The following is a 24,655-nucleotide window of genomic DNA, read 5'->3' on the forward strand; positions in this document are numbered from 1 at the left end:
ATTTTGATTATCAGATTATTTTAGTTCAATTCGTCTATGGTTTCATCAGTTTTGCCTGTTCTAATATTGTACATTTCGAGCAAAGGCAGAACGAATATTTTACCATCGCCCATTTCCCCGGTCTGTGCTGTTTTGATAATGGTGTCAATGGTTTCTTGTACTTTAGCGTCGGAGACAACGATTTCAACCTTAACTTTGTGATGCAAATTTACCGTGTAGGATTTCCCTCTATAAACTCCCGTAGTATTTTTCTGCTGGCCACGCCCTTGTGCCTGAGTAACGGTGAAACCAGTTACCTCAATAACTCGAAGCGCATCGATTAGTTCTCTAAGCTTTTCGGGACGAATAATAGCTTCTACTTTTTTCATATGTATCCTCCAAATTAGTGTATCTCCACATAAACGAATTGTACCATAATATTTGCTCTCTACCTAGATCATAATGACCAGAGGATCTGATCTTTAAATAACTCTTCATATTTATCTGTATAAGGAGATTACACCGATTACTATATAGATTGTACTTAGCCATACGGAAATTATTAGTACGACTCAACAGATTTGATTGTTCTCGAGTAACGGATAATTACAAGTTTGTTTTAGATCCAGTTTGCTACCAGGAGTCTGAATCCGCGGAAATAAAGTTTAGAAAGAATATTTCCCTGTAAATCACATATAAAACCTTGTAATCGGTAGCGTCAAGAAGTTTGTGTACGAGAGTAGAAGTATCTGCTCGGGTATCCGCGACAAATACAGCAAATCGTCTACCTACATGGGTTTCAATCTATATAGTTGCACAACGTACACTTATATTTCTCACTTAGCACACTTTAGGGTGTTTAATTGCACTTTATACACTTATTTTTAGGTATTCCGGGGTTTAACCGGCATATTCATGTTTTTAGTTGCACAAAGTACATCTATTCATACATCCGGGCACTAAAAGCTAGAGATAAGTGTATAAAATACATCTATTTCACGGACTACCTCCGAGTTTTAGTAGCGTCAAGAAGTTTGTGTAAGAGAGTAGAAAGTAGCTTCTCGGGTGTTTGTTAGTAGGTGTGGATGTTCTTTGGTCCGAATCTCCGAAGCCGCGAATAACTCGTTCCGCAAAACATTCATTGTAGTCCATGACAAACTGTTATCAATTGGACTAACTATTATAAAGTTACTTGACAATGTATATTTAATGTATTATTATTAACCTATGTTAAGGAATCTTAATTTAAAGATATAAAGAACTTATCTTCTTAATAACTAAAGCTTGAAGAAACGAGAGGTGCAGTAATGGGGTTTTTAGACAAAGTATTGGGTAGAACTACAACTTCAGAGGAGGAAAAAACAATGTCAAAGTTAAATATCGGAATTATCTTAGGAAGCACACGTCAAGGTCGTCTGAGCCCACAGGTTGGGGAATGGGTACTAGAAGTTGCTAATCAACGCGGGGATGCCAATTATGAAATCGTAGATATCGCAGACTTCAAGCTTCCATTACTGGGCGAAGTTGATGCTACACCACAAGCGACTGCTTGGAACGAGAAACTTGCCAGTCTGGACGGCTTCGTATTTATTGTCCAAGAATATAACCACAGTATTACGGCATCTTTGAAGAATGCCCTCGACTATGCACGTGATGCCTGGAACAATAAAGCAGCGGGTATCGTAAGTTATGGTTCCGTAGGCGGTGCCCGTGCAGCAGAACATCTTCGTGGAATTTTGGGTGAATTGTCTGTAGCTGACGTTCGTGTACATCCGGCGTTGTCACTGTTCACTGATTTTGAGAACGGTACTGTCTTTAAGCCAGCTGATCTACACCTCACCAATGTAAACGGCATGCTTGACCAAGTGGTGGCTTGGAGCGGAGCATTGAAGGTATTACGCTAATACTCGATCCAAACTTTTCAATATAAAAAGACACCCCTCATAGAAGACATTGGCTAAGCACCTTATGGTGTACCCGATGCAACTATGAGGGGTGTTTGTTTTCTTTAATCAAATAGATTCAGATAACGTTCCAACCCGCTCCGTTTCAGATCTTCCCTCGGAATAAACCGTAGAGACGCGGATTTCACTCGGTAGTGCAGCTTCTCGGCTTCAGGACCATCATAGAATAGGTGTCCGAGATGGGAATGGCTGAGCCGACTGCTCAGAGCCGTCAGGACTTGGCCGTTGCGTAAATCCGCCTCCTTGGTTATCAGGCCTTCTGCAATGGGCTTAGTAAAGCCGGGCCAGCCTGTTCTGGAATCGAATTTATCCCTTGAACTGAACAACGGCGTTCCGTCGACCACATCGACATAAATCCCTTCCCGGTCGTTGTCCCAATATTCATTCTGATACGGAGGCTCATCCCCCCTATTCTTTGTAACTTCATATTGCAGATCCGTCAGCCTCTCTCTCAGACGCCTCAAATCTTCTTTCGTATTCCAATGTTTCTCGGCAAAGTCGTCGCGTCCTGAACTCTTACGGTACATTTTATAATCAAACGGATGGGTCTTATAATAATGCTGGTGAACCTCCTCTGCCGGGTAAAACGGCCCTGCTGGAAGGATTTCTGTAACAATGCGGCCCTTGAATCGTCGACTTGCCTGCAACGCCTGTCTCGAAGCCTCCGCCTGCCCCCGTTGTTCCTCGCTATGAACAAATATGGCTGTACGATAGGAATAACCGCGATCCATAAATTGCCCCGCATCATCCACCGGATTAATCTGCTGCCAATAGATATCTAGTAGGCGTTGATAGGGGAAAATGTCCTCTTGGTACGTAATCTGAACCGCCTCCAAGTGCCCGGTTGTTTCCGTACCTACTTCTTCATAAGTAGGATGTTCCGTATGTCCTCCCGTATACCCCGAAAGGACGGAGATAATGCCCGGCAGCTCATCAAAAGGCTTAACCATACACCAGAAGCAGCCGCCTGCAAAAGTGGCTAGTTGTTCCTTGGAGTTTTTCTCAATCATCCCACCAATTCTCCTCTCGGACCCTAAAAAAGTGACCCCGCCAAAGTTTAGCGGGGTCGAGTTATATTTTATAAGGGGGTTATGTGTTTAATATAAACCTCTTAGCTTAACGTAATATGAGAGTCTTATGAAGATTAAATTAAATTCGTTAAAAGTATGATTTCAATTATCTATATAAGTTGAACTTAAGATTTTGCTACATTGGGTTTGGGTCGTAACTGCGGTGAATGTTGAACTTCCAGCCGCTGTTGTCTCCAGATTTCTTGATTTGTACCGCTTTTCAGCGGATGAAATCCGGAGGCGGACGCTACCGCTCTTCCAGTTCCAAAATCCCCCTCCGTTACTTCAGTCCTTTTTGTTAGTTTATCAAGTTCAATTAATTCGTTTATTCCTCAAAATTGGCGAGTTCGCTTTCCAAGTCTTCGACTTTTAGGTTAGCCTCATCTACTTGCGTCTGGTTGCCAGCAAGCTCGGCTTGTTTTCTTTCTTCTTTGGCAGCCTGTATCTGAATCTCCAGATGGGTTATATCTGAGGAGGCCAACAAGCGGGTAGAACGCTGTGAGTAAGTCATGATTTTTCTCCTCTCATTATTAAATATCTTAGCTATAAACAAGATTGTCTAAAAGTACAGACAATCATATTTGGTTTAAATCAATTGATAGTACTATTCGTGGTGAAGCAAGTGCAGTATCTGTTAAAAAGTGATAGTATTTAGTTCCCTTATAAATGAGACGTCATAAAATTTTCTTTTAATACATAGTTTACTAAAAAGGTATGCCCTGCCTATATTAATTTGTTTACAAATTCAAACTTATTATAGATTACTTAAAAAAAGCACGACCCTTATATTAATCGGGAAGTGCTTTCCTGTTAGCAAAATAAAAAATAATCTTCTTTTATTAATCTATTCGAACCATAGTGTTTATATTCGGCTTTCACTAACGTTTCTACTGGATCATAAGTTTTCTCAGACCAATTTTTAATATAATTCATTACTTTATCAGAAAAGTGTAGTCCCCAATATTTATGAATTATGAACGCTCTTACTATGTTGATTTCAGGTGTTGGATTTTTATCTACGTACTCATCCTCAAGTGTAATATCAAGAATTTTGTCTTTTATAGATTCTACGAATCTCTCAGCATCTATGTTGGAAGTATTAATATTGAGTGCTAAAGCATCAAAATTGTAAAAAGTACCTTTAGAGATATTTTCAAATTGGATATCTAAAATTTTTTCTTTAAAAGCCCAATTGTGGTTTATCCCCCAGATATCAAACTCAATACTATCAAGGTAAACCTTATATCCCCCAAACCTGTTTTTTTGGTATCTAAAACTCTTTAATACATCATCAAAATCGGAGTCTATACTGTCTACTATAATATCAATATCTCGAGGGGTTCTAAAATATGTAAAATCCCTTACAGCACCACCGACTAAAATCAGGTCTCCAAATTTATTTAAATTGTTAAATAAGATAGATACCTGGGTGTCCTCTTGTTTTAATCTACGAATCCCATCCAGAGTTAGTCTATGTATAAGAGAGGTAGCTATCATTTATCTTTCCTCCTTATAATTTAATCCCAGTTAACTTTCTATAGAGATCCAGCGCATAGGAATCAGTCATACCACACACAAAATCAGTAACTAGTAGCAATCGGTCATACAAACTAGGTTCTCCACCGGTTTGCTCTGTAGGATATTTTTTCATTATATCTCTGTAGTTATCTGATATCAATAAGTAAAGCTTTCCCTCTTCTGTTTTTGAGTTATTCCTTTCATCAGATACTACTGTACTTACGAACATTTCTAGTAATCCACGAATTACTTTTCCTCCTGTGTATTCTCGCATTATAATTTCTTTATTATCAAATATAATGCCGGCTAAATCTGCAAATACTTTTCTTACATTGGCAGCGTCTGATACTTCAATAATTTCATCGTCAAATTCACCATTAAGAATAGCGTCGTGCCTTAATATAAATTCTTTAACAACTGATTTAATCATATAACCTTGTGCTTGGATTCTAATGCACTGAACTGCATTGTCTAACCTATCCTCTCGACCCTCATCAAGATTCTTATTATAAGTGCTGATGAATGAGTCGAGAATCGCTTTATCCTCTGCACTACCCTCTTGCAAATGTCTTTTTAGTACATTCTCAATTGTATGGTAATCGAGGACCTTTTTCTTACAACCATCCTCAATATCTGCGGCTGAATAAGCAATATCATCCGCAGCTTCCAATAGAAAAGTAACTGGATGTCTATGAGTATCAATACCTGTATGTTCTTTAACAGCTAAAAATCTTTTTTCTTCTGACTGTAGATACCCGAATTTTTTATAACTTACACCTAATCCCTTTTCTTTCCTATATTCCTTTTTCTTATTACCTTCAATAGACGACCTTGGGTACTTTAAGATACTAGCTAAAGTTGCTGCAGATAAATTATAACCATATTCATCTTTTAGATTATTCAGTTTTGATAGTAACCGGAATGTTTGAGCATTTCCTTCAAATCTTGTAAAATCAGAAGCTCTTTGTTCCCCCAGTTTTGCTTCAATAACTTTTCCTTCATTAGTATCAAACCAACTTTTAAAATACTTTTGAATTGCTGCTTCCCCAAAATGTCCATAAGGTGGATTCCCCAAATCATGTATAAGCCCTACAATCGCTAATAAAGCACTTATTTTACCCCGGTGCTCATCTTTCAGATCGCCCTTTCTAATAAGATTTTCTTCTACACTTACCCCAATGGAACGACCAATTGTTGAAACCTCATGCGAATGAGTTAATCTCGTTCTAACAAAGTCGCTATTATCTAATGGGAAAACTTGTGCCTTATCCTGTAACCTCCGCACCGCAGAACTAAATATAAGACGTCCGTAGTCATCATCAAAATCATTACGAAGGTCATATTCATTATATTGAGTTCTATCCTTTACCATGCCATCTCTTAAACGTATTCCACTTAATAAACTATCCCAATTCATTTTAGTTTCACTCAATTGATTATTCTCCTTTGAAATGTTGTCTATGAATATGTACAATTCGACAAAATAAGGAAGAATCCTTGAAGAATATAAAATATCTAGGAAGATTAACAAATCGAAGACCCTAGGCCAATGCTTTATTAACAAACCATATAGTACAAGAGAATGCTTGCTTAACTACTAAAAGTATTATAGATGCCTTTATATGCTTGCGTTTATAGTTTGTATGAAATATAGGATCTAAATTTAAAACCTGAATTACCCCAAGTTTTTGTATATAAAGACGTTAACGGTAACATTTTTTTAGCAAAAACTGTAAATATATAAAAATCATATCACTGTGCGGGCATGGAATCTGATTAATCCCATGCTCTTTTTTATGTAGAAGTAACAATATAAGAGATGATTATGGGTTATATAAATCACTTAGTAAGGTTTAAGGTTACGTGGAACAGGCTCACCCGGTAACGTGGCGCTTCTCAACTTATGATAATTTACCAAGGAGGATCTACCTTCACATTACGATTCCACAAAGAGAAGAGGCCTCACAAAGTTCGGAGAACTCATGCGAAACCTCTGAAAAATATGTGTTTGTTACCTAAATGTTACCCTTAGTGAATATCTCTAAAATACAACCTCGATACATATGGGATTTAGATAAATATTACATCATCATGCCGCCCTTCTTTCAGTCATCTTTTCACGGCTTCTTTAATCCTCTACAAAGGCTGAAACAATCGTTTGTAGTTGTATTTAATGTATTAATCTTTTTATACCTTCCCTCGACTTTTGCGATTCCGTGATTTTTTCGTGATTTATTTATGATTCATTTCAGACATTTATGATCGATATATAGTTTAAGACTTCGGTACCCTACCCGTCAATCTCAATACCTCTAGCTTCCGTCGCATATCAAGCTGTCACACACTATCTTGCGTCTGACTCGCTAGGCGTGAGTGGTTCAAATATATTAATATCTCCGTCCAATACAAAATGGTTCTGAAAACTCCGCTGCAAATTCCAGCGGTTTTTTTGATAGTACATATTTCCTATTTCTGTTATTATGATTCCATCATCTAATATATAAAGGGAGTTAACAAACGAATGTTTAAATTTAAGAAATCTTTTATATTTTTAGGCGTGCTGCTCCCTTTCCCTGCCATATCTTCTCTTTCCCACCTCCAAGATTAATGTGCTCTCCATTGGAGTTCCTAGTTTCCACTGAATATAATTATGCTCAACAAGTTCCTGCGCCCTTCTCTGATCTTGGCTGGTGTCCGTCCGCTATAACCAAACACACGTTCTTTAGACAATGAAAAATAAAAGAGCCCAGAAACATCCTTGGCTCCTCATTATATATTTAAATATTTACAACTAATGTTTTACCTTTTTATCTTATTTCTTTTTGACCTTAGAAGTATTATACCGATAATAATTACAGCTGAATAAATAAATAAACCATTTGGATTACTTTCACCACGATACAACTGTGTCAAAACACCTACCATTGCTAAAACAAGAACAACATAAATTAATTTATTCATTGCAGCTGCAGTACTTTTTTTAAAAATCTTTTTCGAGAGGAAGACTAGAATAAAAGTCAAAACTGAAATGTAAGTAATTATTATTGCATAGGCTGATATCATTTATCTCCCCCCAATTTTCACTTGTGTTAAAATCCTTCAAATTTTATCCGTTTGTAGTTGATTCAAAGTAAGGTACTGGAAGCCAATGAATATTTAAAGTAACACCCTTACCCTCGTTATGGTAACTCATTGAGTTCGCTATCATGGTCGCTCCTGTTGCTTCTATAAGAGCAACAACTGAACCAAGCCATGCAACTGGAATAAATGCGGCGATCCCAGCTAATAAAGTCGCTACGCTAGCAGTTTGTTGTAAGGAGTATACCATGTTTTTAGTCTCGGTATTATTAAAAGTAATTGCAACTCCCCACCAGTAGCTGTTTGAAAATACCAAGGTTGACATTTCACCTTTAGATGTTGTTGCAACCGACCCATTGACAGATAAATTATTAAGCGCTTCGACTCCCTTAAGATACTGATTATATATATCGAGGGCAACCACATCTTTAGCTGCCGAATCAATGTGATACACACCTAATGCATCAACAGTAATGTATGGAGTCATATCTATTACGGAAGAAAGCACTCTAGCAGAGAATTCATCCTGCCCAAGTGGCAATGTTCTATCTGCTACATTAATCTCTTGAATTTCAGTGACCGGACCGGTAGAAGCAAGAACCGGCGAAGCAAAGAGCGACACTGCAAGAAAACCACTAACAACACCTGACCAAATCTTTTTCTTATTCAAAATAATTCCTCCTGATGTTTCGATTTTTGATTCTACATTATGGTAATATATTCCACCGTAAAAATAAACACTTTTCACTATATATACTAAAATTATCTATTTTATTGAATATAATTACTATATTCCCTTGAATATTTTATTTTAGTTAATTTGTCCCATTTTTTATATTTATTTTACTTTTCAGTTGATTTATGTTTACATTAGTTGTTAATTAAAAGCATATTATGTATAATATTGTCGATAATATTACTCTTCTATTTTTCTGTTAAAATATATCAAGTTCAAACTCAATCAAATAACAAACTCTCAGTATCAGTAATTTTCAACAAAAAGCTCAGAGGTGTACTTATGAATAAAGGAATAAAGGACAACTTACGTGCGGCTGTTCTAAAGAAAGAACGTATCGTTGTGTTTATATTTAAAGCACACAAACATTACAAAGCATGCAACGCCACATATCTTTCGACATACCCACATCAGCATGTTGACCGAAGCAGGAATAGACCTCATCAATATCATGAAACGGGCGGGGCATGACGACGCAAAGACCACCATGAAAATTTATACGCATGTCACAAACAAGATGAAAAAGGATAATGCCCTAAAGGTGAAAATTCACTTTGGGAGCCTTCTCAATCTCGAAAATCCGCAAGGAATGTGATTTTTACGTGATTTTAGTCAAAATAAAAACCCTTGTAAGGCCTGTAATACTAGGCCTATCAAGGGTTTTTTTTGAAACTTATTACATCATGCCGCCCATACCGCCCATGCCGCCCATATCAGGCATTCCGCCCTTGTCTGGTTCTGGCTTGTCAGCGATAACAGCTTCGGTAGTCAGGAACATTGCAGCTACGGAAGCAGCGTTTTGCAGCGCGTAACGTGTTACCTTAGCAGGGTCAACGATACCTGCTTCGAACATGTTTACCCACTCATCAGTAGCAGCGTTGTAGCCGATGCCGATAGCTTCTTTTTTCAAGCGGTCCACGATAACGGAACCTTCTTGACCAGCGTTAGCTGCGATAGTACGTACAGGCTCTTCCAGAGCGCGTAGAACGATGTTAACGCCTGTTCTCTCGTCACCAGTAGCTTCTACAGCAGCAACAGCAGCATATACGTTCACAAGAGCTGTACCCCCACCGGACACGATACCTTCTTCAACCGCAGCGCGAGTTGCGTTCAGGGCGTCTTCGATGCGAAGTTTGCGCTCTTTCAATTCAGTTTCAGTTGCAGCTCCAACTTTGACAACGGCTACGCCGCCAGCCAATTTAGCCAGACGCTCTTGCAGTTTTTCTTTGTCGAACTCGGAAGTTGTATCTTCCAATTGGGAGCGGATTTGGCTTACGCGGGCATTGATATCAGCCTTGTCGCCGCTTCCATCTACAATTGTAGTGTTCTCTTTGGTTACGCGCACTTGACGAGCGTTACCCAGTTGTTCGATGGTAGTGCTTTTCAGATCCAAGCCAAGCTTCTCAGTGATCACTTGACCACCAGTCAGAGCGGCGATATCCTGCAGCATAGCTTCGCGGCGGTCGCCAAAGCCAGGAGCTTTAACAGCAACAGCGTTGAAAGTACCACGCAGTTTGTTCACGATCAGCATAGCTTGTGCTTCGCCTTCGATGTCTTCAGCGATGATAACAAGCGGTCTAGCTTGTTGAACGATTTTTTCAAGCAACGGCAAGATTTCTTGCGTGCTGCTGATTTTTTTATCCGTGATCAAGATGTACGGGTTTTCCAAAACAGCTTCCATTTTGTCCGTATCTGTAATCATGTATGGGGAAATATAGCCGCGGTCAAATTGCATACCTTCTACAACTTCAAGCTCAGTAAGGAATCCACGGGATTCTTCAACGGTGATAACGCCGTCTTTACCTACTTTTTCCATAGCTTCAGCAATCAATTGGCCTACTTCTTCGTCAGCTGCGGAGATTGAAGCTACTTGAGCGATAGCTTGTGAATCTTCAACTGGCTTGGAAATTCTTTTCAATTCTAGAACAGCAGCTTTAACTGCTTTGTCGATCCCTTTGCGGATAACCATTGGGTTAGCGCCTGCAGTTACGTTCTTCAGACCTTCGCGAATCATCGCTTGGGCAAGAACAGTTGCAGTTGTAGTACCGTCACCGGCTACATCATTAGTCTTGGTAGCAACTTCTTTAACAAGTTGTGCTCCCATATTTTCAAAAGCATCTTCAAGCTCGATTTCTTTAGCGATAGTAACACCATCGTTAGTGATAAGCGGGCTGCCGAATTTCTTCTCCAGTACCACGTTGCGGCCTTTCGGTCCAAGTGTTACCTTTACTGCGTTTGCCAAAGCATCCACACCGCGGAGCATTGCCCGGCGAGCGTCTTCACTAAATTTAATTTCCTTAGCCATTGTTAGATATACCTCCTAAAGTTTTGTGAGCGTTAAGTAATTGGGTTACTACTTATGAGAATCTTGTGCTTAGCCCAAGATCGCGTGAATGTCGCTTTCTTTCATAATCAAATATTCTTTACCTTCATACTTCACTTCTGTTCCAGCATACTTGGAGAAAAGAACGCGATCGCCTTCTTTAACTTCCAAAGGTACACGAACTCCATCCTTCAATGCTCCGCTTCCTACGGCAATAACTTTACCTTCTTGCGGCTTTTCCTTTGAAGAGTCTGGAAGTACGATTCCGAAAGAAGTAGTTTCCTCCGCTTCGCTCGCTTCTACTAATACGCGTTCACCTAAAGGTTTGATCATGAAAAAATAGCCTCCTTTGAATTATGTTTTTTACCTTGAAAACAATAGTTAGGAATATCAAACGAATCGTTAGATTCACAGATATTCTCGAAAAATATGAATGTAGCGTAACATTCAGCGCCTGTTTCCATATTTTTCAGCACATTAGCACTCGACAGCCTATAGTGCTAACAACAATTTTTATGATACCCAACTTGAATGGGAATTTCAAGTCCTTTTACACAAATCGCCCTCTTTTTCGGGAAAAATATGGTTTTGGGGCCTGTACAAGTCATACCTTCTTTCATTCTATCCACTCCGAAAAAAAATATGCCATAAACTAAATATAATCCAGACTGTCCAGAATTTCCTTCAGACTGAGCTCTGCACACGCCATAGATGTATCAGCCACACCATAATACATTTTGACAATATCACCTTCATTGATCGCTCCACAGGAGAAGACGACATCTCCAAAGAAACCATTCTTCTCATAACTCGCTTCCGGTTCCATAACCGGTTTATTCGATCGGGCGATCACTTTTGAGGGATCATTCAAATCAAGCAGCACGGCTCCCATACAATAGCGGTGATCAAGTGTCGCTCCATGATACAATTCCAACCAGCCTTTATCCGTCTTAAAAGGGACTGCTCCTCCACCGATTCTACCGCTATCCCACAATCCTTCCCGAAGGCCAAGGAGATGCTTATGATTTCCCCAGTATAAAAGATTATCGGATTCAGCGATCCAAATGTTCGGATCTCCGACACTCTTCATCGTAGGGCGGTGTAAAGCGTAATACTTGCCGTTTATTTTCTCAGGGAAAATGAGGACATCCTTGTTATCCGGTCCAAAAATCATTCCATGATGCTTCATTGTAACGAAATCGGTTGTCGAAACCATGGACTCCCCAATACCCACTGGCGATACAACAGAGAAGTAAATATAATACGTATCTCCAATCTGCGTTACTCTCGGATCTTCGATTCCGAAAATCTCTTGAATGTTAGAAGGATATATAAACGGCTCATCATCCACAGTGAAGTGATGTCCATCATTACTTCTAGCAATACGGATATAGGACAATGAGGTCAGATATTCAAAATCGCCACTCTTTGTCTTATTCCGAATTACACGAGGATCTGAGAAGTCATATCGATCGTCATTTTTGCGAATCTTTATAAGATCCAATTCATTGGTTTCGGGATTATAGACTGGTGCCTTCACAATATTGGGATCCTCACTTATAGGACGCTCAGCTACACGCAGCAGCATCAGTACCTCACCTTTGTAAGTGGCGATCCCCGCATTAAAAGCTTCAATCACTTCAAAGTCTTCCCGGTGCGGTTTCACATCAGAAGGAGTAATTAACGGATTCTCGGCGTATCTTTGTATATTCATTAACGTAAACTCCTCTTTATCTTGATTTAGGCTGAGTATAACGCGACTCCCGCTCCGCATCCGCAGAAAGCTGCTTACGATACACGATTGCCGATAAAAACACACTGAATTCGTACAGCACCAGCAGCGGAATCGTGACTAAAAAGTCCGAAATGAAGTCAGGCGGAGTAATGACCACCGCAATGAAGACAAGTGCAAAGTAAGCATATCTACGCATTTTACGCAGACGCAGCGGGTTAAGAACACGCAGCTTAGTTAAGAACATAACGAGCAAGGGTAGCTCAAACAAGATCGCCAACGGTATGACCAAACTGAACATAAAGCTGAAGTACTGCGTGATGCCGTATGTCTCTGCAAGACCCATACTTCGAGTAATGGAGATGGTAAAGGAGAGTGCCATTGGAAAAATAACATAATAAGCAAAAGCGATACCGAGGACAAAAAGTATGAATACATAAGGGACATAACGCAGGGTTGCTGATCGTTCCTCCGGACGCAATCCCGGACTTATAAACGCCCACAGCTGATAGACGATAAACGGTATGGATAACACAAGGGATACCGTCATCGCAATTTTCATATACATTCCAATCCCATCCCAAAACGAAAAAGCATGCAAGACGAAGCCTTGGGCAATATCCGCGCTGATCAGATAATTATAAATGGGTCTCGCACAGAACAGTCCGCCCACAAGTCCTGCTACAAATACAAGCAGCACATAGATGATTCTTTTGCGCAGTTCGGTGAGATGATCAACCACCGACATTCCTTCCGATTCCAGAGACATGCAGCCACCATCCCATTTCAGCTATAAAGTTCATATTGGCTTTTTAAAGCGCAAAAAAGGGAGTGTCCCATAAGTCTTTGCGACTTACAGGATAGCCCCCTGTGTTCGTTATACTATTATTCCGGCAAGCGTCTGTCCTGCGGAAGTTCTGCAGAAACGTTCTGCGGGGCAGCCGCAACAGGAGCTTCTTTCTTATTAGTCGATTCCGCATCGCCCATAACGTCACGCGCACCTTCCTTGAACTCACGGAAAGTCCGTCCAACCGCACGGCCAAGCTCGGGAAGTTTATTAGGACCAAAAAGCAGCAGCGCCAATATGACTAACAAAATAATTCCTGGTGTACCTATATTCGGCATAGTTATCCCTCCTTGTTACTGTTAACCGTTCACGATATCGTTCTAACAATTCAATGATACCATAACTTATGTCACACATGCATCTCTTATCTATGACGAATGCTGTAACGAATGTAGTAACAGGGAGAGCTGCCGCAAGGCTTATTTTGAACAGAGGTATTTATTGACGAAATTGGCCTGTGACCATTAAAAGTGCTTCAGGCAGTTGATCCATTATGGCCGCCAGATTCTCGTGAACACCTTTGGGAGTACCGGGCAAATTGACTATAAGTGTACGTCCGCGAATACCGCAGATCCCGCGAAACAACATTACACTCCGATTTTTCTGCATAACAGTACTTCGCATGGCTTCCGAAAGTCCAGGAACCTCCCGCTCAATTACACGCCGGGTTGCTTCGGGGGTTACATCACGTATCGCCAGATCTGTACCTCCGGTTGTTAGTACCAGGTCGGCCTGAAAATAATCTGTTAATTCGATTAATGCCGCGATAATCTCATCCTGCTCATCGGGTACGATTCTGTATTCAACAATCTCGCCCCCAAGCTCCTCCTCAACCAGTTCCCTGATGACCTGGGCGCTCGTATCTTCACGTTCACCTCTAGCCCCTTTATCGCTAGCTGTCAGGATTGCTGTCTTCCACGCCATAGGTTCGACCTTCCTCTCTATGTACTTTGTAATGCTTCAGGAATTATCCTTCTTCCCGCTCGTAATCCCCATTCTTGCCGCCACTCTTGGAGACGAGCATCGTCGGTCCAATAATCATGTCCTTCTGCAGTGCCTTGCACATGTCATACACGGTTAATGCACAAGCGGAAACAGCGGTCAGCGCCTCCATCTCCACACCTGTCTTCCCCGTAGTCTTGACTGTTGCTTCTATATATAGTTCATCTTTGTTGTTATCGGAAAAGCGGATATCAATACCCGTAAGCGGTAATGGATGGCACATGGGTATCCAGTCTGCCGTCTTCTTGGCCGCCATAATTCCGGCAACCTGAGCAACGGCAAGGACATCCCCTTTACCAATAGAGCCTTCCTTAATGGCCTTGAATGTCTCTGGAGACATCTTGACCTGACTTACTGCGGAAGCCGTCCGAATGGTAATTTCCTTGTCGCTCACATCAACCATTCTTGCTCTTCCTTGCTCGTTGAAATGTGTCAGCTTCAACCCTAATTCTCCTCCCGACAGTCTAGTATGCCATCCTCTGTAATTAGAAAATCCATGAAGGCATCATGAATATCCATTGGCACTTTCTCTACCAGCTGCATACCGTAGGCTAGTCCAATCCAAATTGGAGGTTTCTCCGCATCCAGAATGACAGACTCCCAGGTCGCCCGTAAACGGTCATAGTAGCCCCGCCCATAACCGAGCCTTCCACCCCGCTTGTCAAAAGCGAGTCCAGGTACAAATACAATGGATGGCAAAGAATGAAGTGTTGAATCGGTTTCCTCGGGAACAATCGGTTCCGGGATCCCGTAGGCCCCGGGGGCCATCTCGTTCCAGGAGTGAACCCGATGTACAGCCATTGTCCCGCTGCCAGGAAGCACACGGGGTAAGTACACTTCCCACTGCTCCTCCCAAGCCTTGCCGATCATAGGCCGGGTATCCAGTTCGGAACGAAAGGCAACATAGGTCATAAGAGAAGCTGCATGATTCATCTGCAGAAACTTCCAAGCATGACCGCAGACCAGCGAGGAGAAGTACTCTCTCTGGTCGGGGGATAACCTGTCCCGGGCAACTGCCTTCTGACGGCGAAGTTCCTGTTTTTCTTCGGCGAGGATAACATCGTGGCCTGACATCAGCGGCCTCCTCCTCTTTTCCATCCCTAATCTTGTTGGTACATTCAGTTTACCACTCTTGTCCCCGGTTCGCCAAGATAGCTTAGATACGTTATCTCACCCACCAGTTGCAAGCTCTCGCGTAGAAAACGCTTTTCATGTAAACTAAAGTAATAAAAAAATGCATGGGTGGAGGTTTCATTGTTATGCTTCTTCAAGCGACAGGTATTACGAAATCATACGGTATAACAAGCATACTAGACGGCATCAGCCTGCAAGTAAATGAAAAGGAAAGAGTCGGTCTCGTGGGTGTTAACGGAGCCGGCAAATCTACATTCCTACAAATTCTAGCCGGAGAAATGTCTTATGACGGCGGACAAATTCATAAATCAAAAGAAACTACCATTGGTTACTTGGCCCAGAACAGCGGATTGCAATCCGAGCGCAGCATCCAAGAAGAGATGTTGGCTGTATTTGCTCCTCTTATCGAAGCGGAGGGTGAACTGCGTCGGCTGGAGCAGCAAATTGCTGATCCGCGGCTTGCGGAGGATCCGAAGCGTTATGAAGAGCTGCTCGAAAAGTACGCTCAGCGTTCAGATTGGTTCAAGGATCATGGCGGCTACGAAATGAATACACGTATTCGGAGTATTCTCCACGGCATGGGCTTTGGGGATTTTGCTCCGGACACACCGATTTCCACATTAAGCGGCGGTCAGAAGACTAGACTCGCACTCGCCCGCATTTTGCTTCAGGCGCCCGATCTTCTGTTGTTGGATGAGCCTACCAACCATTTAGATATCGCAACACTTACTTGGCTAGAGGATTATTTAAGAGGTTATGCGGGTGGAATTCTGGTCGTATCCCATGACCGGTATTTTCTAGACCGTCTTGTCACTACCATTGTTGAGATCGAACGGCATCAATCCCAGCGCTATACCGGAAATTACTCACGATATATGGAGCTCAAAGCTGCCGAGTACGAAATCAGACTGAAGCAATACGATAAACAGCAGGATGAAATTTCTCGTATGGAGGATTTCGTTCAGCGTAATATTGTGCGGGCCTCAACGACAAAACGGGCACAGAGCCGGCGTAAAGCCTTAGAGAAAATGGACCGGTTGGACAAACCTATGGGTGATCTGAAAAAAGCCAATTTTTCCTTTGAGCCTGATTTCATGTCCGGTAAAGAGGTATTACAGGTTCGTGACGCCGCAGTCGCCTTTGTGGAGGGAGAGCCCTTGTTCACAGGCGCATCCTTTGAACTTCGACGCGGTGAAACAGCTGCACTTATTGGTCCTAACGGAATCGGGAAGTCTACCTTGCTGCAATGTCTAATCGGGAGCCGGGAGCCTTCTGCCGGAATCGTGAACTGGGGGGCCAAGGTAAAGATTGGTTACTATGATCAAGAGCAGACCCGCCTCAACCCTCGTAATACCGTTCTTGAAGAGCTATGGAGCGAATATCCGATGCTGGAGGAAGCTAGGATTAGAACCATTCTCGGCAACTTCCTGTTCAGCGGTGAGGACGTTCTGAAAAGGATTGCGGCATTAAGCGGCGGTGAAAAAGCGCGGGTAGCCCTCTCCAAGCTCATGCTTCGCGGTGCAAACATGCTTATTCTCGATGAACCTACCAACCATTTGGATTTGGTCAGCCGGGAAGTGCTTGAGGCCGCATTGATGGATTTTGAAGGCACTTTGCTATTCATATCCCATGACCGGTATTTCCTTAACAAAATGGCCGAGCGTGTATTAGAGCTTCATCCTAGCGGTATAGATCCTTATCTTGGGAACTACGATGATTATGTCGATAAAAAACGCGAGCTTGAGGAAATTGCCAAAGAAGCAGCAGAGCAAGCATCCGCAGGTGCCTCGAAAAATATCGGAAAAGATAGTGCCGTAGTTGTAGAAAAAGGAACTTCAACCTCCTTTGAAGCGGATAAACAGGCCAAACGCGAGGAACGTAACCGCCAGCGGCGTATTGCAGAACTGGAAGAAAACATATCCTCCTTGGAAGAGGAAATTGCCGGTATAGAGAATGAAATGACGAAGCCGGAGGTTTATCAGGATTATATGGCGCTGCAGGAGCATGAACAGGATTTAAAAACCAAAAAAGAGCGGCTGGCAGGATATTTTAGCGAATGGGAAATTCTAGCTGACGAATAGTGTAAATTACAAAAAAAAATATTTTTCAACTGTTCTGGTTTTGTTCATAAATACTTATCCACAGCTGTATCCCCAGATTCGGTGTATAACTATCTCCCTAAAAAGGCCCTTTGGGCCTTTTTTTAGGCATTAAATCGCTATTTGTGTTGTCAATGATTTTTTATCCACCGAATTATCCACATTATCCACAATTTCCACAAGTTATCACATTAATAAAAGCCCCCATTTTGAGGATCCAAAAAAGGGGCGATAATGCTGGTTTTACACGCTTTTTACACAATTATAGAAGAAGTTGTGGATAACTTTGTCCACATCTTGACAAAAGGCGCGTCGGCTCAAAATCTCTACTTTTTAAGCCTAAAATCAAGCTTCGGTTTCCTTATTTAGTAAAGCCGTGAATTTGTAGGTAGTACTAATCAGAGAGGGTGCTGAGCAAAGCAGAGTTACAAGCAGCGATATAAGCAATTCCAGCAGCCATTACAATGTCCTGATGGGTGGCTGTTCCTCTAAATTTCATCCCTTCCCACTCCACCATTACAGCTGCCTCCGCCTGAGCATTCTCCCCGCTTCCAAGGGAGTGGAGTTCCAGACCAGTAAATTCGATATTCTCAGATATCCCTTGCCCAATCGCAGCGATCACGGCCTCAAGTGGCCCGTCTCCCATACTGGTATGTGACGATTCCTTACCGCTTTTCAAGTGACGAACGGTGACCGCTGCAATTCGACGCGGTGCGCTTCCGGCCAAGACCTGCACATCACCCAGATCGTAGACCTGTGCCTGCTGACCTGTGGTGCTGCTTACCATTCGCAGCAGTTGGTCATCACTGACGACCTTTTGACGATCTGCTGTTTCCTTAAAAGATTCATACAGCGTCTCCAGTTCTTGAGGGTCCAGAGTGATTCCGTATTTTGCAGCACGATCCTTTAATGCATGTCTTCCAGAATGCTTGCCCAGAATAATCATACTTCTTGGAATACCCAAGCGCTCAGGATCCATAATCTCATACGTACTGCGATCCTTCAGTAATCCATCCTGATGAATTCCGGATTCATGCTGAAAGGCGTTTCGGCCTACAACCGGTTTGTTATAAGCAATAGGAAAATGCATGGCTCCGCTAACCAACCGGGAGACGTCATATAACCTATCCAGAACAATTCCCGTCTCAGCACCAAGAACATCCCCGCGTGTCTCCAGCGCCATCACCAGTTCCTCTAAGGCACAGTTACCCGTACGTTCCCCGACACCATTGACGGTTACTTCAATTTGTGTCGCTCCACCCTCAATCGCAGCCAGACTATTCGCAACAGCAAGACCCAAATCGTTATGACAATGCGCACTATAGCTTACTCTTTCCCCACCTCGCGCACCCAGTCTTACCCTGCGAAACATCTCACCGTATTCTCCCGGCAATGCATAACCCACTGTATCCGGCAGATTAATGATAGTAGCCCCTTCTTCGATCACCGCTTCGACCATCTCAATCAAATCATCAATTCCGGTTCGTGCTGCATCCATAGCTGTAAATTCCACTACCTCAGAGAATTGGCGGGCATACGCGGTCATTTCTCTTGCAGCGGCTACAACCTCAGTTCTGCTCTTACGCAGCTGATGGCGTAGATGAATGTCGGAGGACGAGATAAACAAATGAATACGCCGACGTTCAGCATCGCGTGTAGCTCTCACAGCCGCATCAATATCCCCTTTAACCGCGCGGGCAAAACCGCAAATTTCCACATTCCGGATCTTACGAGAAATCGTCTCCACGGCTGCGAAATCACCGGGGCTCGATACCGGGAACCCGGGTTCCAACACATCAACACCCAGATCCGCCAGTTTAACGGCAAGCAGTATCTTTTGCTCGGGAGTAAGACTTGCACCTGGAGCCTGTTCACCATCACGCAATGTGGTATCAAAGATTTGGATACGTTTCTTTACCGGAATAATCATGGAAATTCCTCCTAAAGTTTTTTTATATGGTTCTGAAGGATACGTATTAAAAACGCAAAAACCCGCCATCTCTTATAAAAGAGACGACGGGTTTCCCCTCCGCGGTACCACTCTTTTTGACGCATAGGCAATCATCACCCAGCTGCGTCCAGCTCTACTTCACTAACCCCCGTACCGAAGTACCAGAATAAGCGAAGGTCCTGTAACGGAGACATCCGTAACAGCGTACTTAATCCTTCCGCTGTTCCGCTCCCGGGCGAGCTTCAAAAGCTGCGATGTCTGCGTCGCACCCTCCCGCAGCTCTCTGGTCATCGCGTTTCTTTTTACTACTCCCGTTCATAGCGTTATATATACACAAAAAAGCCTGCCATCTCATTCAAGAGACGACAGGCTGTTAACCATCGCGGTACCACTCTTGTTGATATCAAGTTTCTGCATTACTTATGCAGTCCAAGACACCCACTCTACCAGCCACGCAACTTTCAAGGAATCATTCATCCTCTCCACTCACATGACAACCCTCTTACGGAGGTGACCCGTAATCGTGTACTTGGATCCGTTACATGCGATCCTTATTCCACCATTCCACTCACGGACGAGTTCAGGTTCCCTTCGACTACGTCGCACCACCCCGCAGCTCTCTTATCCCGGATTGCCCTAATGCTTCCGATCATTGCGTTTGTCTTTTCTTTAATTGACAAGATTATACTCGGGTTCTGCAACAATAGTCAATAGGCTTAAACAGACCACTTCTCCAATGAAAAGCCGGGATCAGCCACCATATCCAGCGGAGTACCGCCGTCATGAGTCCATTTCACATAAGCCGCAGCACCTATCATTGCCGCATTATCCGTACAATATATCGGTGGGGGGATGATAAGCTCTATCCCCTCCAGCTTACAGCGAGCCATAAGCGCCGCGCGCAACCCCCCATTGGCAGCAACACCACCACACAGCAGAAGTTGTTTGGCACCAGTCGACCGTACAGCACGGATGGCCTTCTCTACAAGTACTTCAACAACCGATTCTTGAAAACCGCGGGCAATCGCAGCCACGTCAGGCGTCAGACCTTTCATCTTGCTCTGATTCACTACATTCAGGACAGCCGATTTCAGGCCGCTGAAGCTGAAGTCATAGGAATCCGGCTCCAGCCAGGCACGCGGCAGGGTGACTGCCTCAGATGCTTCTCGAGCCAGACGGTCCACATGTGGACCGCCCGGATAAGGAAAACCTAACGCCCGGGCAACCTTATCGTAGGCTTCACCCACAGCATCATCCCGGGTACGGCCGATTATACGGAACTTACCTTCCTGCTCCATATGAACCAGCTCGGTATGTCCACCGGACACAACCAGTGTCATACAGGGATATTTTAATTCTGCCACAAGCCGGTTAGCATAAATATGACCGGCTATATGGTGTGTACCGATTAGAGGTTTACCCCAAGCCAGCGCAAGACTCTTCGCGGCTACCACTCCTACAAGTAAAGCCCCTACTAAACCAGGACCTTGAGTTACAGCAATAGCGGCTAACTGGTGCGGCTGGATGCCGGCAGCAGCCATTGCCTCTTCTATGATCAGCGTAATAACCTCCACATGCTTACGGGAGGCTACCTCAGGCACAACTCCACCGAAGGCTCGGTGGGTTTCTATCTGGCTGGAAATGATATTGGACAGCACCTCACTGCCGTCCTTAACGACTGCGACGGCTGTCTCATCACAACTGGTCTCAATCGCCAATATATATACAGCTTGAGTAGCTCCCTTTTCCATATCCTTGTCAATCTCCATTCCTATTCCACGCTTCCTTCCCTAACCCTTTCTTCCTCGTAAGCCGGCAGATCGGCCCACATAATCAGTGCGTCCTCACGGTTATCGGAGTAATATCCCTTACGCGTGCCGGCGGACCGGAAGCCTTTTTTGCGATATAAATTCTGGGCGATCTGGTTCGATACCCTTACTTCCAGGGTTATAGATTTCATACCGAGGTATGAGGCCGTTTTCATTAGCTCATCCAGCAGCTCTTCTCCCCACTTCCGCCCCCGAAAAGCTTCAAGCACAGCAATGTTCGTGACATGCGCCTCATCCACAATAGCCCACAAACCTGCGTACCCAATAATTTGAGCTTGATGTTCCATAACCATATATTTAGCAAAATGATTATGCGTCAGTTCGTTCCGGAACGCTTCTTCGGTCCACGGCATTGTAAAAGCTTCCCGCTCGATAATCATAATATTGGGAATATCTTCTACCCTCATCAGCCGAAATACAAGCCGGTCACTTTGCTCCCTAACTGCATCCGCTTCCGTCATCTTTTATTTCGAGCCTCCTTGGGTGCTTTTACGCAGATTAGCTTCCGCTTCGGAAAGCTGTGTATAGTTAGGAATCAGGCTATGCATGTCATCACTCCCGTGAGAATGCTGTTCTTCACCCAGAAATCCCGTCCAGCGGCCTTCAAGCTCATAGGGCACCGCACAAGTGTCGGTTATTCCTCTAAGCGGTTCAAGTGATTCATCACTCGCATGCAGTGAGGTCTCCCCTACGAACCAAAGGCAGCGCGGCTTATTACCTTCGGCTTCAGCCTGCTGTAGAAGTTGTACTAATTGCTGAACCCAATCCTGCATTAAACGGATGGCATCGGGGGCAAGCCTCTCTGGGCTAACCGTTCCTTTAGAAGCAAATAAAGCCGTATAGGCTTGACCTCTGCGGGCATCCAGCAGGGGAATAATCCAATCCGGAGCGTGATGATCATCAACAGCATCCTCCGAACTCTTCATGAAGCCACCCCAAGCCAGCGCTTGGAGACTAGAGACGCCGACCACAGGAATATTCCAAGCCCAAGCCAATGTCTTCGCCGCACTAACAGCAATACGTGTGCCTGTATAAGAACCGGGTCCTACTCCAACGGAAATACCAGCGAGTGAACTCCCCTGTGTTCCCGAGGCCTGCAAAGCCTGTTCTATAATCGGCAGCAAATGAACAGAATGATTCCGCTCCCCGGAAGCATTAATCTCATGCACCACTCTATTGTTCTCCGTAACGGCTACACCAAGTGTTGCCGTGGAGGTATCCAACGCCAAAAACCGCTTACGCGGCTCCTTCTTTTCAATCGTCATCTTACTTAACCCCATTCTGGATCAGATTGCGGCAAACGGCCTCATAGGGCTCCCCGAATCCGGTCACCGTGATCACACGCTCTCCCAATCCAACCGTCTCTATATAGATGTGCAAGTGCCGCGGAGGCAATAACTCTGTAATGATACTGCTCCATTCTACCAGGCAAACCCCTTGTCCATAAAAATACTCATCCAGCCCAAGTTCATCTGCCTCCTGAATCGAAAGCCGATAAACATCCATATGGTAGAGCGGCAGGTTTCCTGAATACTCCTTAATAATTGTAAAAGTAGGACTGTTAACGATGCCCTGTACCCCCAAATGGCGGGCAAATCCTTGCGAAAATGCTGTTTTCCCTGCTCCCAAGTCTCCATCCAATCCAATGACAGTACCTGCCATAGAAGCAGCCGCAATGGCGCCTGCCAATCGCTCAGTATCCTCCAGACTGTAAGAACGGTAAGTGAAAACCGTCTCGGTTATATTGTCCACTCAACAACCACCTTTTTCTTATACCCTCCGAATTTCAATACCTTTTATTATATCGGATATGATTACTCTACCGCAACAATTGTCGGATGCTGATTCCTTATGTACTGTATACAAACAAAAAAACCCATGTGTGATATTCCCGCACAAGGGCTTTAAATGGAATTTATGTTACTTTATGAATTAGTGATCTTGTTCCTCTAGCCGTTCCACACCTACTGTGTGCGTATTGGTAGGTCGGGATCCGACCTGAACGGTAGCCATCTTATTCGTAACATCCACTTCCTCAATCCATACCGGTTCTCCGTCTAAATGAACGGCAATCATATCCTTGGATGCAAAAATATCCTGTGCGCGCTGAACATCCATTACCCTGTCCCCCTTCCATCGGTCGTTGAAGTCTATTCGTTCGCTTCCATCTCGGAGAGATCCCCTAAGGTCCCCTCCGGATCTAGGTCATTCGTTTCCATATCCGATTCAAAATCTTCCGAAAGAGAGGTTACGGCCTCCCAATCCACTACAACAGCCGGGATAACGCCCTCACCTAAGGTTTCGCTTAATCGATGATCCACAATATTCCTCCGTTAAAACTGATTTCGTTTTTGTGCTTAGCTTATTTTCCCCCCATGCTTTACAAAAAATGCATCCGGCTAGAAAAATGCCTTTCGCTTCATACTAAGCATAAAAATTGTAGGAGGTATCAGCCATGCATACCGTCTGGAAAGGGGCTATAAGCTTCGGACTTGTTCATGTGCCCGTTAAAATGTTCTCGGCTACGGAAGACAAAGACATTTCATTACGTTATATCCATAAGGAATGCGGAAGTCCATTGTCCTATGTACGCAAATGCCCTGTCTGTGATAAAGAGGTCGCCTGGGAAGAAATCGGCAAGGGATATGAATATGAGAAAGGGAAGTTCATTACATTCGATAAAGAAGAAATTAATCAGCTTACAGAGGAAAGCACCAAGAATATTACCATCTTGGACTTTGTAGACTTGACTGAGATTGACCCGATGTATTTTCAGAAAACCTATTATTTATCTCCAGACCAAGCAGGGACTAATGCATACCGTCTTCTTATGGAAGCTATGAGACAAACCGGTAAAATCGGCATTGCCAAAATATCCATCCGCTCTAAAAGCAGTCTGGCAGCCATCAGAGTTCTGGAGGAATGCCTGGCGATCGAGACCATTTATTATCCTGATGAGATTCGCCCGGTATCCCAAGTCCCCAACCTGCCTGAAGCGGCAGCTGTGAACGATAAGGAGCTGGATATGGCCAAGATTCTTATCTCTCAATTGTCCACTCCTTTCGAGCCTGCCAAATATACCGATGATTACCGTCAGCGGATGCTTGATCTAATATCCCACAAGATAGCAGGAGAGGAATTCCATATTGTACCTGCACGCCAGGCGACTAATGTAATCGACCTGATGGCAGCTTTACAGGCCAGTATAGAGGCAGTACAACACATCCCTTCAGACCCCGGGACTGCGACTGCACCGAAATCCCGCAAGGCTGCGGCGGGCGGCAAGAAGGCAGCGCCGAAAGCAAAATCAGATAAGGCAGAAGCTCCTGTTATCACACCCAAGCCCAAGCGGCGAAGTGCCAAGAGTAAAGAAACCGTGTCTTAGGAGGATCG

25 protein-coding genes, 1 pseudogene and 1 other annotated feature are annotated in these 24,655 nt (G+C 43.7%); of the genes and pseudogenes, 4 read left to right on the forward strand and 22 right to left on the reverse strand.

All coding sequences use genetic code 11. The annotated features are described in order from the left end of the window. Positions 1 to 20 precede the first annotated feature (20 nt). A complete protein-coding gene (locus tag PWYN_RS06850) occupies positions 21 to 368 on the reverse strand; it encodes a P-II family nitrogen regulator (RefSeq protein ID WP_036649784.1) in 348 nt (115 codons plus the stop codon). A gap of 975 nt (positions 369 to 1,343) precedes the next feature. Here PWYN_RS06850 and PWYN_RS06855 point away from each other — a divergent pair. Continuing rightward, positions 1,344 to 1,883: an NADPH-dependent FMN reductase gene (locus PWYN_RS06855; protein ID WP_036649786.1), complete on the forward strand. Its 540-nt coding sequence runs from the start codon at positions 1,344 to 1,346 to the stop codon at positions 1,881 to 1,883. 104 nt (positions 1,884 to 1,987) lie between these two features. Here the strand turns inward: PWYN_RS06855 and msrA are convergent, their stop codons facing one another. The 6 genes from msrA to PWYN_RS06885 all read right to left on the reverse strand — a co-directional run bounded on the left by msrA (position 1,988) and on the right by PWYN_RS06885 (position 8,279). Next, positions 1,988 to 2,953, reverse strand: a complete 966-nt coding sequence (msrA, locus tag PWYN_RS06860) for a peptide-methionine (S)-S-oxide reductase MsrA (RefSeq protein WP_036649787.1) — start codon at positions 2,951 to 2,953, stop codon at positions 1,988 to 1,990. A gap of 385 nt (positions 2,954 to 3,338) precedes the next feature. Next, the gene (locus PWYN_RS06865; protein WP_036649790.1) at positions 3,339 to 3,524 is read right to left on the reverse strand and encodes a hypothetical protein; all 186 of its coding nucleotides are present in this window, start codon (positions 3,522 to 3,524) and stop codon (positions 3,339 to 3,341) included. A 299-nt stretch (positions 3,525 to 3,823) separates the two neighbouring features. Further along, positions 3,824 to 4,510 carry a hypothetical protein gene (locus PWYN_RS06870; protein WP_052087807.1) on the reverse strand — a complete coding sequence of 229 codons (687 nt, stop codon included), beginning with the start codon at positions 4,508 to 4,510 and terminating at the stop codon, positions 3,824 to 3,826. 13 nt (positions 4,511 to 4,523) lie between these two features. After that, positions 4,524 to 5,963, reverse strand: coding sequence for a dGTP triphosphohydrolase (dgt, locus tag PWYN_RS06875; RefSeq protein ID WP_157261103.1), 1,440 nt, complete (start codon positions 5,961 to 5,963; stop codon positions 4,524 to 4,526). Between the two features lie 1,367 nt (positions 5,964 to 7,330). Continuing rightward, positions 7,331 to 7,594, reverse strand: coding sequence for a hypothetical protein (locus PWYN_RS06880; RefSeq protein WP_036649793.1), 264 nt, complete (start codon positions 7,592 to 7,594; stop codon positions 7,331 to 7,333). A 43-nt stretch (positions 7,595 to 7,637) separates the two neighbouring features. Beyond that, positions 7,638 to 8,279, reverse strand: a complete 642-nt coding sequence (locus tag PWYN_RS06885) for a hypothetical protein (protein ID WP_240479698.1) — start codon at positions 8,277 to 8,279, stop codon at positions 7,638 to 7,640. A 418-nt stretch (positions 8,280 to 8,697) separates the two neighbouring features. Here PWYN_RS06885 and PWYN_RS06890 point away from each other — a divergent pair. Next, a pseudogene (locus tag PWYN_RS06890) lies at positions 8,698 to 8,940 on the forward strand (tyrosine-type recombinase/integrase); the annotation flags it as partial. A gap of 81 nt (positions 8,941 to 9,021) precedes the next feature. On the opposite strand, the gene groL reads toward PWYN_RS06890, so the two are convergent. The 8 genes from groL to PWYN_RS06930 form a co-directional block, all read right to left on the reverse strand. Then, entirely contained in the window at positions 9,022 to 10,650 is a 1,629-nt protein-coding gene (gene groL / locus PWYN_RS06895) for a chaperonin GroEL (protein WP_036649796.1), read from the reverse strand. A 69-nt stretch (positions 10,651 to 10,719) separates the two neighbouring features. Continuing rightward, on the reverse strand, positions 10,720 to 11,001 hold the full coding sequence (gene groES, locus PWYN_RS06900; RefSeq protein ID WP_036649799.1) for a co-chaperone GroES: 282 nt from the start codon (positions 10,999 to 11,001) through the stop codon (positions 10,720 to 10,722). A gap of 319 nt (positions 11,002 to 11,320) precedes the next feature. Beyond that, complete coding sequence (locus tag PWYN_RS06905; protein ID WP_036649803.1) at positions 11,321 to 12,382, reverse strand: BtaManbiosPhlase; 1,062 nt, start codon at positions 12,380 to 12,382, stop codon at positions 11,321 to 11,323. A gap of 16 nt (positions 12,383 to 12,398) precedes the next feature. Then, positions 12,399 to 13,169: a twin-arginine translocase subunit TatC gene (tatC, locus tag PWYN_RS06910; RefSeq protein WP_036649805.1), complete on the reverse strand. Its 771-nt coding sequence runs from the start codon at positions 13,167 to 13,169 to the stop codon at positions 12,399 to 12,401. Positions 13,170 to 13,285: 116 nt separating this feature from the next. Then, complete coding sequence (locus tag PWYN_RS06915) at positions 13,286 to 13,525, reverse strand: twin-arginine translocase TatA/TatE family subunit (protein ID WP_036649807.1); 240 nt, start codon at positions 13,523 to 13,525, stop codon at positions 13,286 to 13,288. A gap of 160 nt (positions 13,526 to 13,685) precedes the next feature. Then, entirely contained in the window at positions 13,686 to 14,171 is a 486-nt protein-coding gene (locus PWYN_RS06920) for a MogA/MoaB family molybdenum cofactor biosynthesis protein (protein WP_036649810.1), read from the reverse strand. Positions 14,172 to 14,214: 43 nt separating this feature from the next. Continuing rightward, the gene (gene moaC / locus PWYN_RS06925; protein ID WP_036649812.1) at positions 14,215 to 14,691 is read right to left on the reverse strand and encodes a cyclic pyranopterin monophosphate synthase MoaC; all 477 of its coding nucleotides are present in this window, start codon (positions 14,689 to 14,691) and stop codon (positions 14,215 to 14,217) included. A gap of 2 nt (positions 14,692 to 14,693) precedes the next feature. Further along, positions 14,694 to 15,323, reverse strand: a complete 630-nt coding sequence (locus PWYN_RS06930; protein WP_036649813.1) for a 5-formyltetrahydrofolate cyclo-ligase — start codon at positions 15,321 to 15,323, stop codon at positions 14,694 to 14,696. Positions 15,324 to 15,508: 185 nt separating this feature from the next. On the opposite strand from PWYN_RS06930, the gene PWYN_RS06935 reads away from it, so the two are divergent. Then, positions 15,509 to 17,464 (forward strand): ABC-F family ATP-binding cassette domain-containing protein, encoded by a 1,956-nt coding sequence (locus PWYN_RS06935; protein WP_036649814.1) that lies wholly within the window; start codon positions 15,509 to 15,511, stop codon positions 17,462 to 17,464. A gap of 412 nt (positions 17,465 to 17,876) precedes the next feature. Here the strand turns inward: PWYN_RS06935 and PWYN_RS06940 are convergent, their stop codons facing one another. The 7 genes from PWYN_RS06940 to PWYN_RS29150 form a co-directional block, all read right to left on the reverse strand. Beyond that, positions 17,877 to 19,412, reverse strand: coding sequence for a 2-isopropylmalate synthase (locus PWYN_RS06940; RefSeq protein ID WP_036649815.1), 1,536 nt, complete (start codon positions 19,410 to 19,412; stop codon positions 17,877 to 17,879). A gap of 76 nt (positions 19,413 to 19,488) precedes the next feature. Next, positions 19,489 to 19,761: a binding site (T-box leader), on the reverse strand. A 388-nt stretch (positions 19,762 to 20,149) separates the two neighbouring features. Beyond that, positions 20,150 to 21,202 carry a tRNA (adenosine(37)-N6)-threonylcarbamoyltransferase complex transferase subunit TsaD gene (gene tsaD / locus PWYN_RS06945; protein ID WP_052087809.1) on the reverse strand — a complete coding sequence of 351 codons (1,053 nt, stop codon included), beginning with the start codon at positions 21,200 to 21,202 and terminating at the stop codon, positions 20,150 to 20,152. A 2-nt stretch (positions 21,203 to 21,204) separates the two neighbouring features. Next, positions 21,205 to 21,723, reverse strand: a complete 519-nt coding sequence (gene rimI / locus PWYN_RS06950; RefSeq protein WP_036649817.1) for a ribosomal protein S18-alanine N-acetyltransferase — start codon at positions 21,721 to 21,723, stop codon at positions 21,205 to 21,207. A gap of 3 nt (positions 21,724 to 21,726) precedes the next feature. After that, the gene (gene tsaB, locus PWYN_RS06955) at positions 21,727 to 22,527 is read right to left on the reverse strand and encodes a tRNA (adenosine(37)-N6)-threonylcarbamoyltransferase complex dimerization subunit type 1 TsaB (protein WP_036649818.1); all 801 of its coding nucleotides are present in this window, start codon (positions 22,525 to 22,527) and stop codon (positions 21,727 to 21,729) included. A 1-nt stretch (position 22,528) separates the two neighbouring features. Continuing rightward, positions 22,529 to 23,014 (reverse strand): tRNA (adenosine(37)-N6)-threonylcarbamoyltransferase complex ATPase subunit type 1 TsaE, encoded by a 486-nt coding sequence (tsaE, locus tag PWYN_RS06960; RefSeq protein ID WP_036649819.1) that lies wholly within the window; start codon positions 23,012 to 23,014, stop codon positions 22,529 to 22,531. Between the two features lie 180 nt (positions 23,015 to 23,194). Continuing rightward, positions 23,195 to 23,380 (reverse strand): H-type small acid-soluble spore protein, encoded by a 186-nt coding sequence (locus PWYN_RS06965; protein ID WP_036649821.1) that lies wholly within the window; start codon positions 23,378 to 23,380, stop codon positions 23,195 to 23,197. A gap of 32 nt (positions 23,381 to 23,412) precedes the next feature. Beyond that, entirely contained in the window at positions 23,413 to 23,583 is a 171-nt protein-coding gene (locus tag PWYN_RS29150) for a hypothetical protein (protein ID WP_157261104.1), read from the reverse strand. Between the two features lie 134 nt (positions 23,584 to 23,717). Between PWYN_RS29150 and ku the strand changes: the two genes are divergently transcribed. Next, positions 23,718 to 24,647, forward strand: a complete 930-nt coding sequence (ku, locus tag PWYN_RS06970; RefSeq protein WP_036649822.1) for a non-homologous end joining protein Ku — start codon at positions 23,718 to 23,720, stop codon at positions 24,645 to 24,647. Positions 24,648 to 24,655 lie beyond the last annotated feature (8 nt).

The organism is Paenibacillus wynnii (assembly GCF_000757885.1).
Taxonomy (GTDB): domain Bacteria; phylum Bacillota; class Bacilli; order Paenibacillales; family Paenibacillaceae; genus Paenibacillus_AQ; species Paenibacillus_AQ wynnii.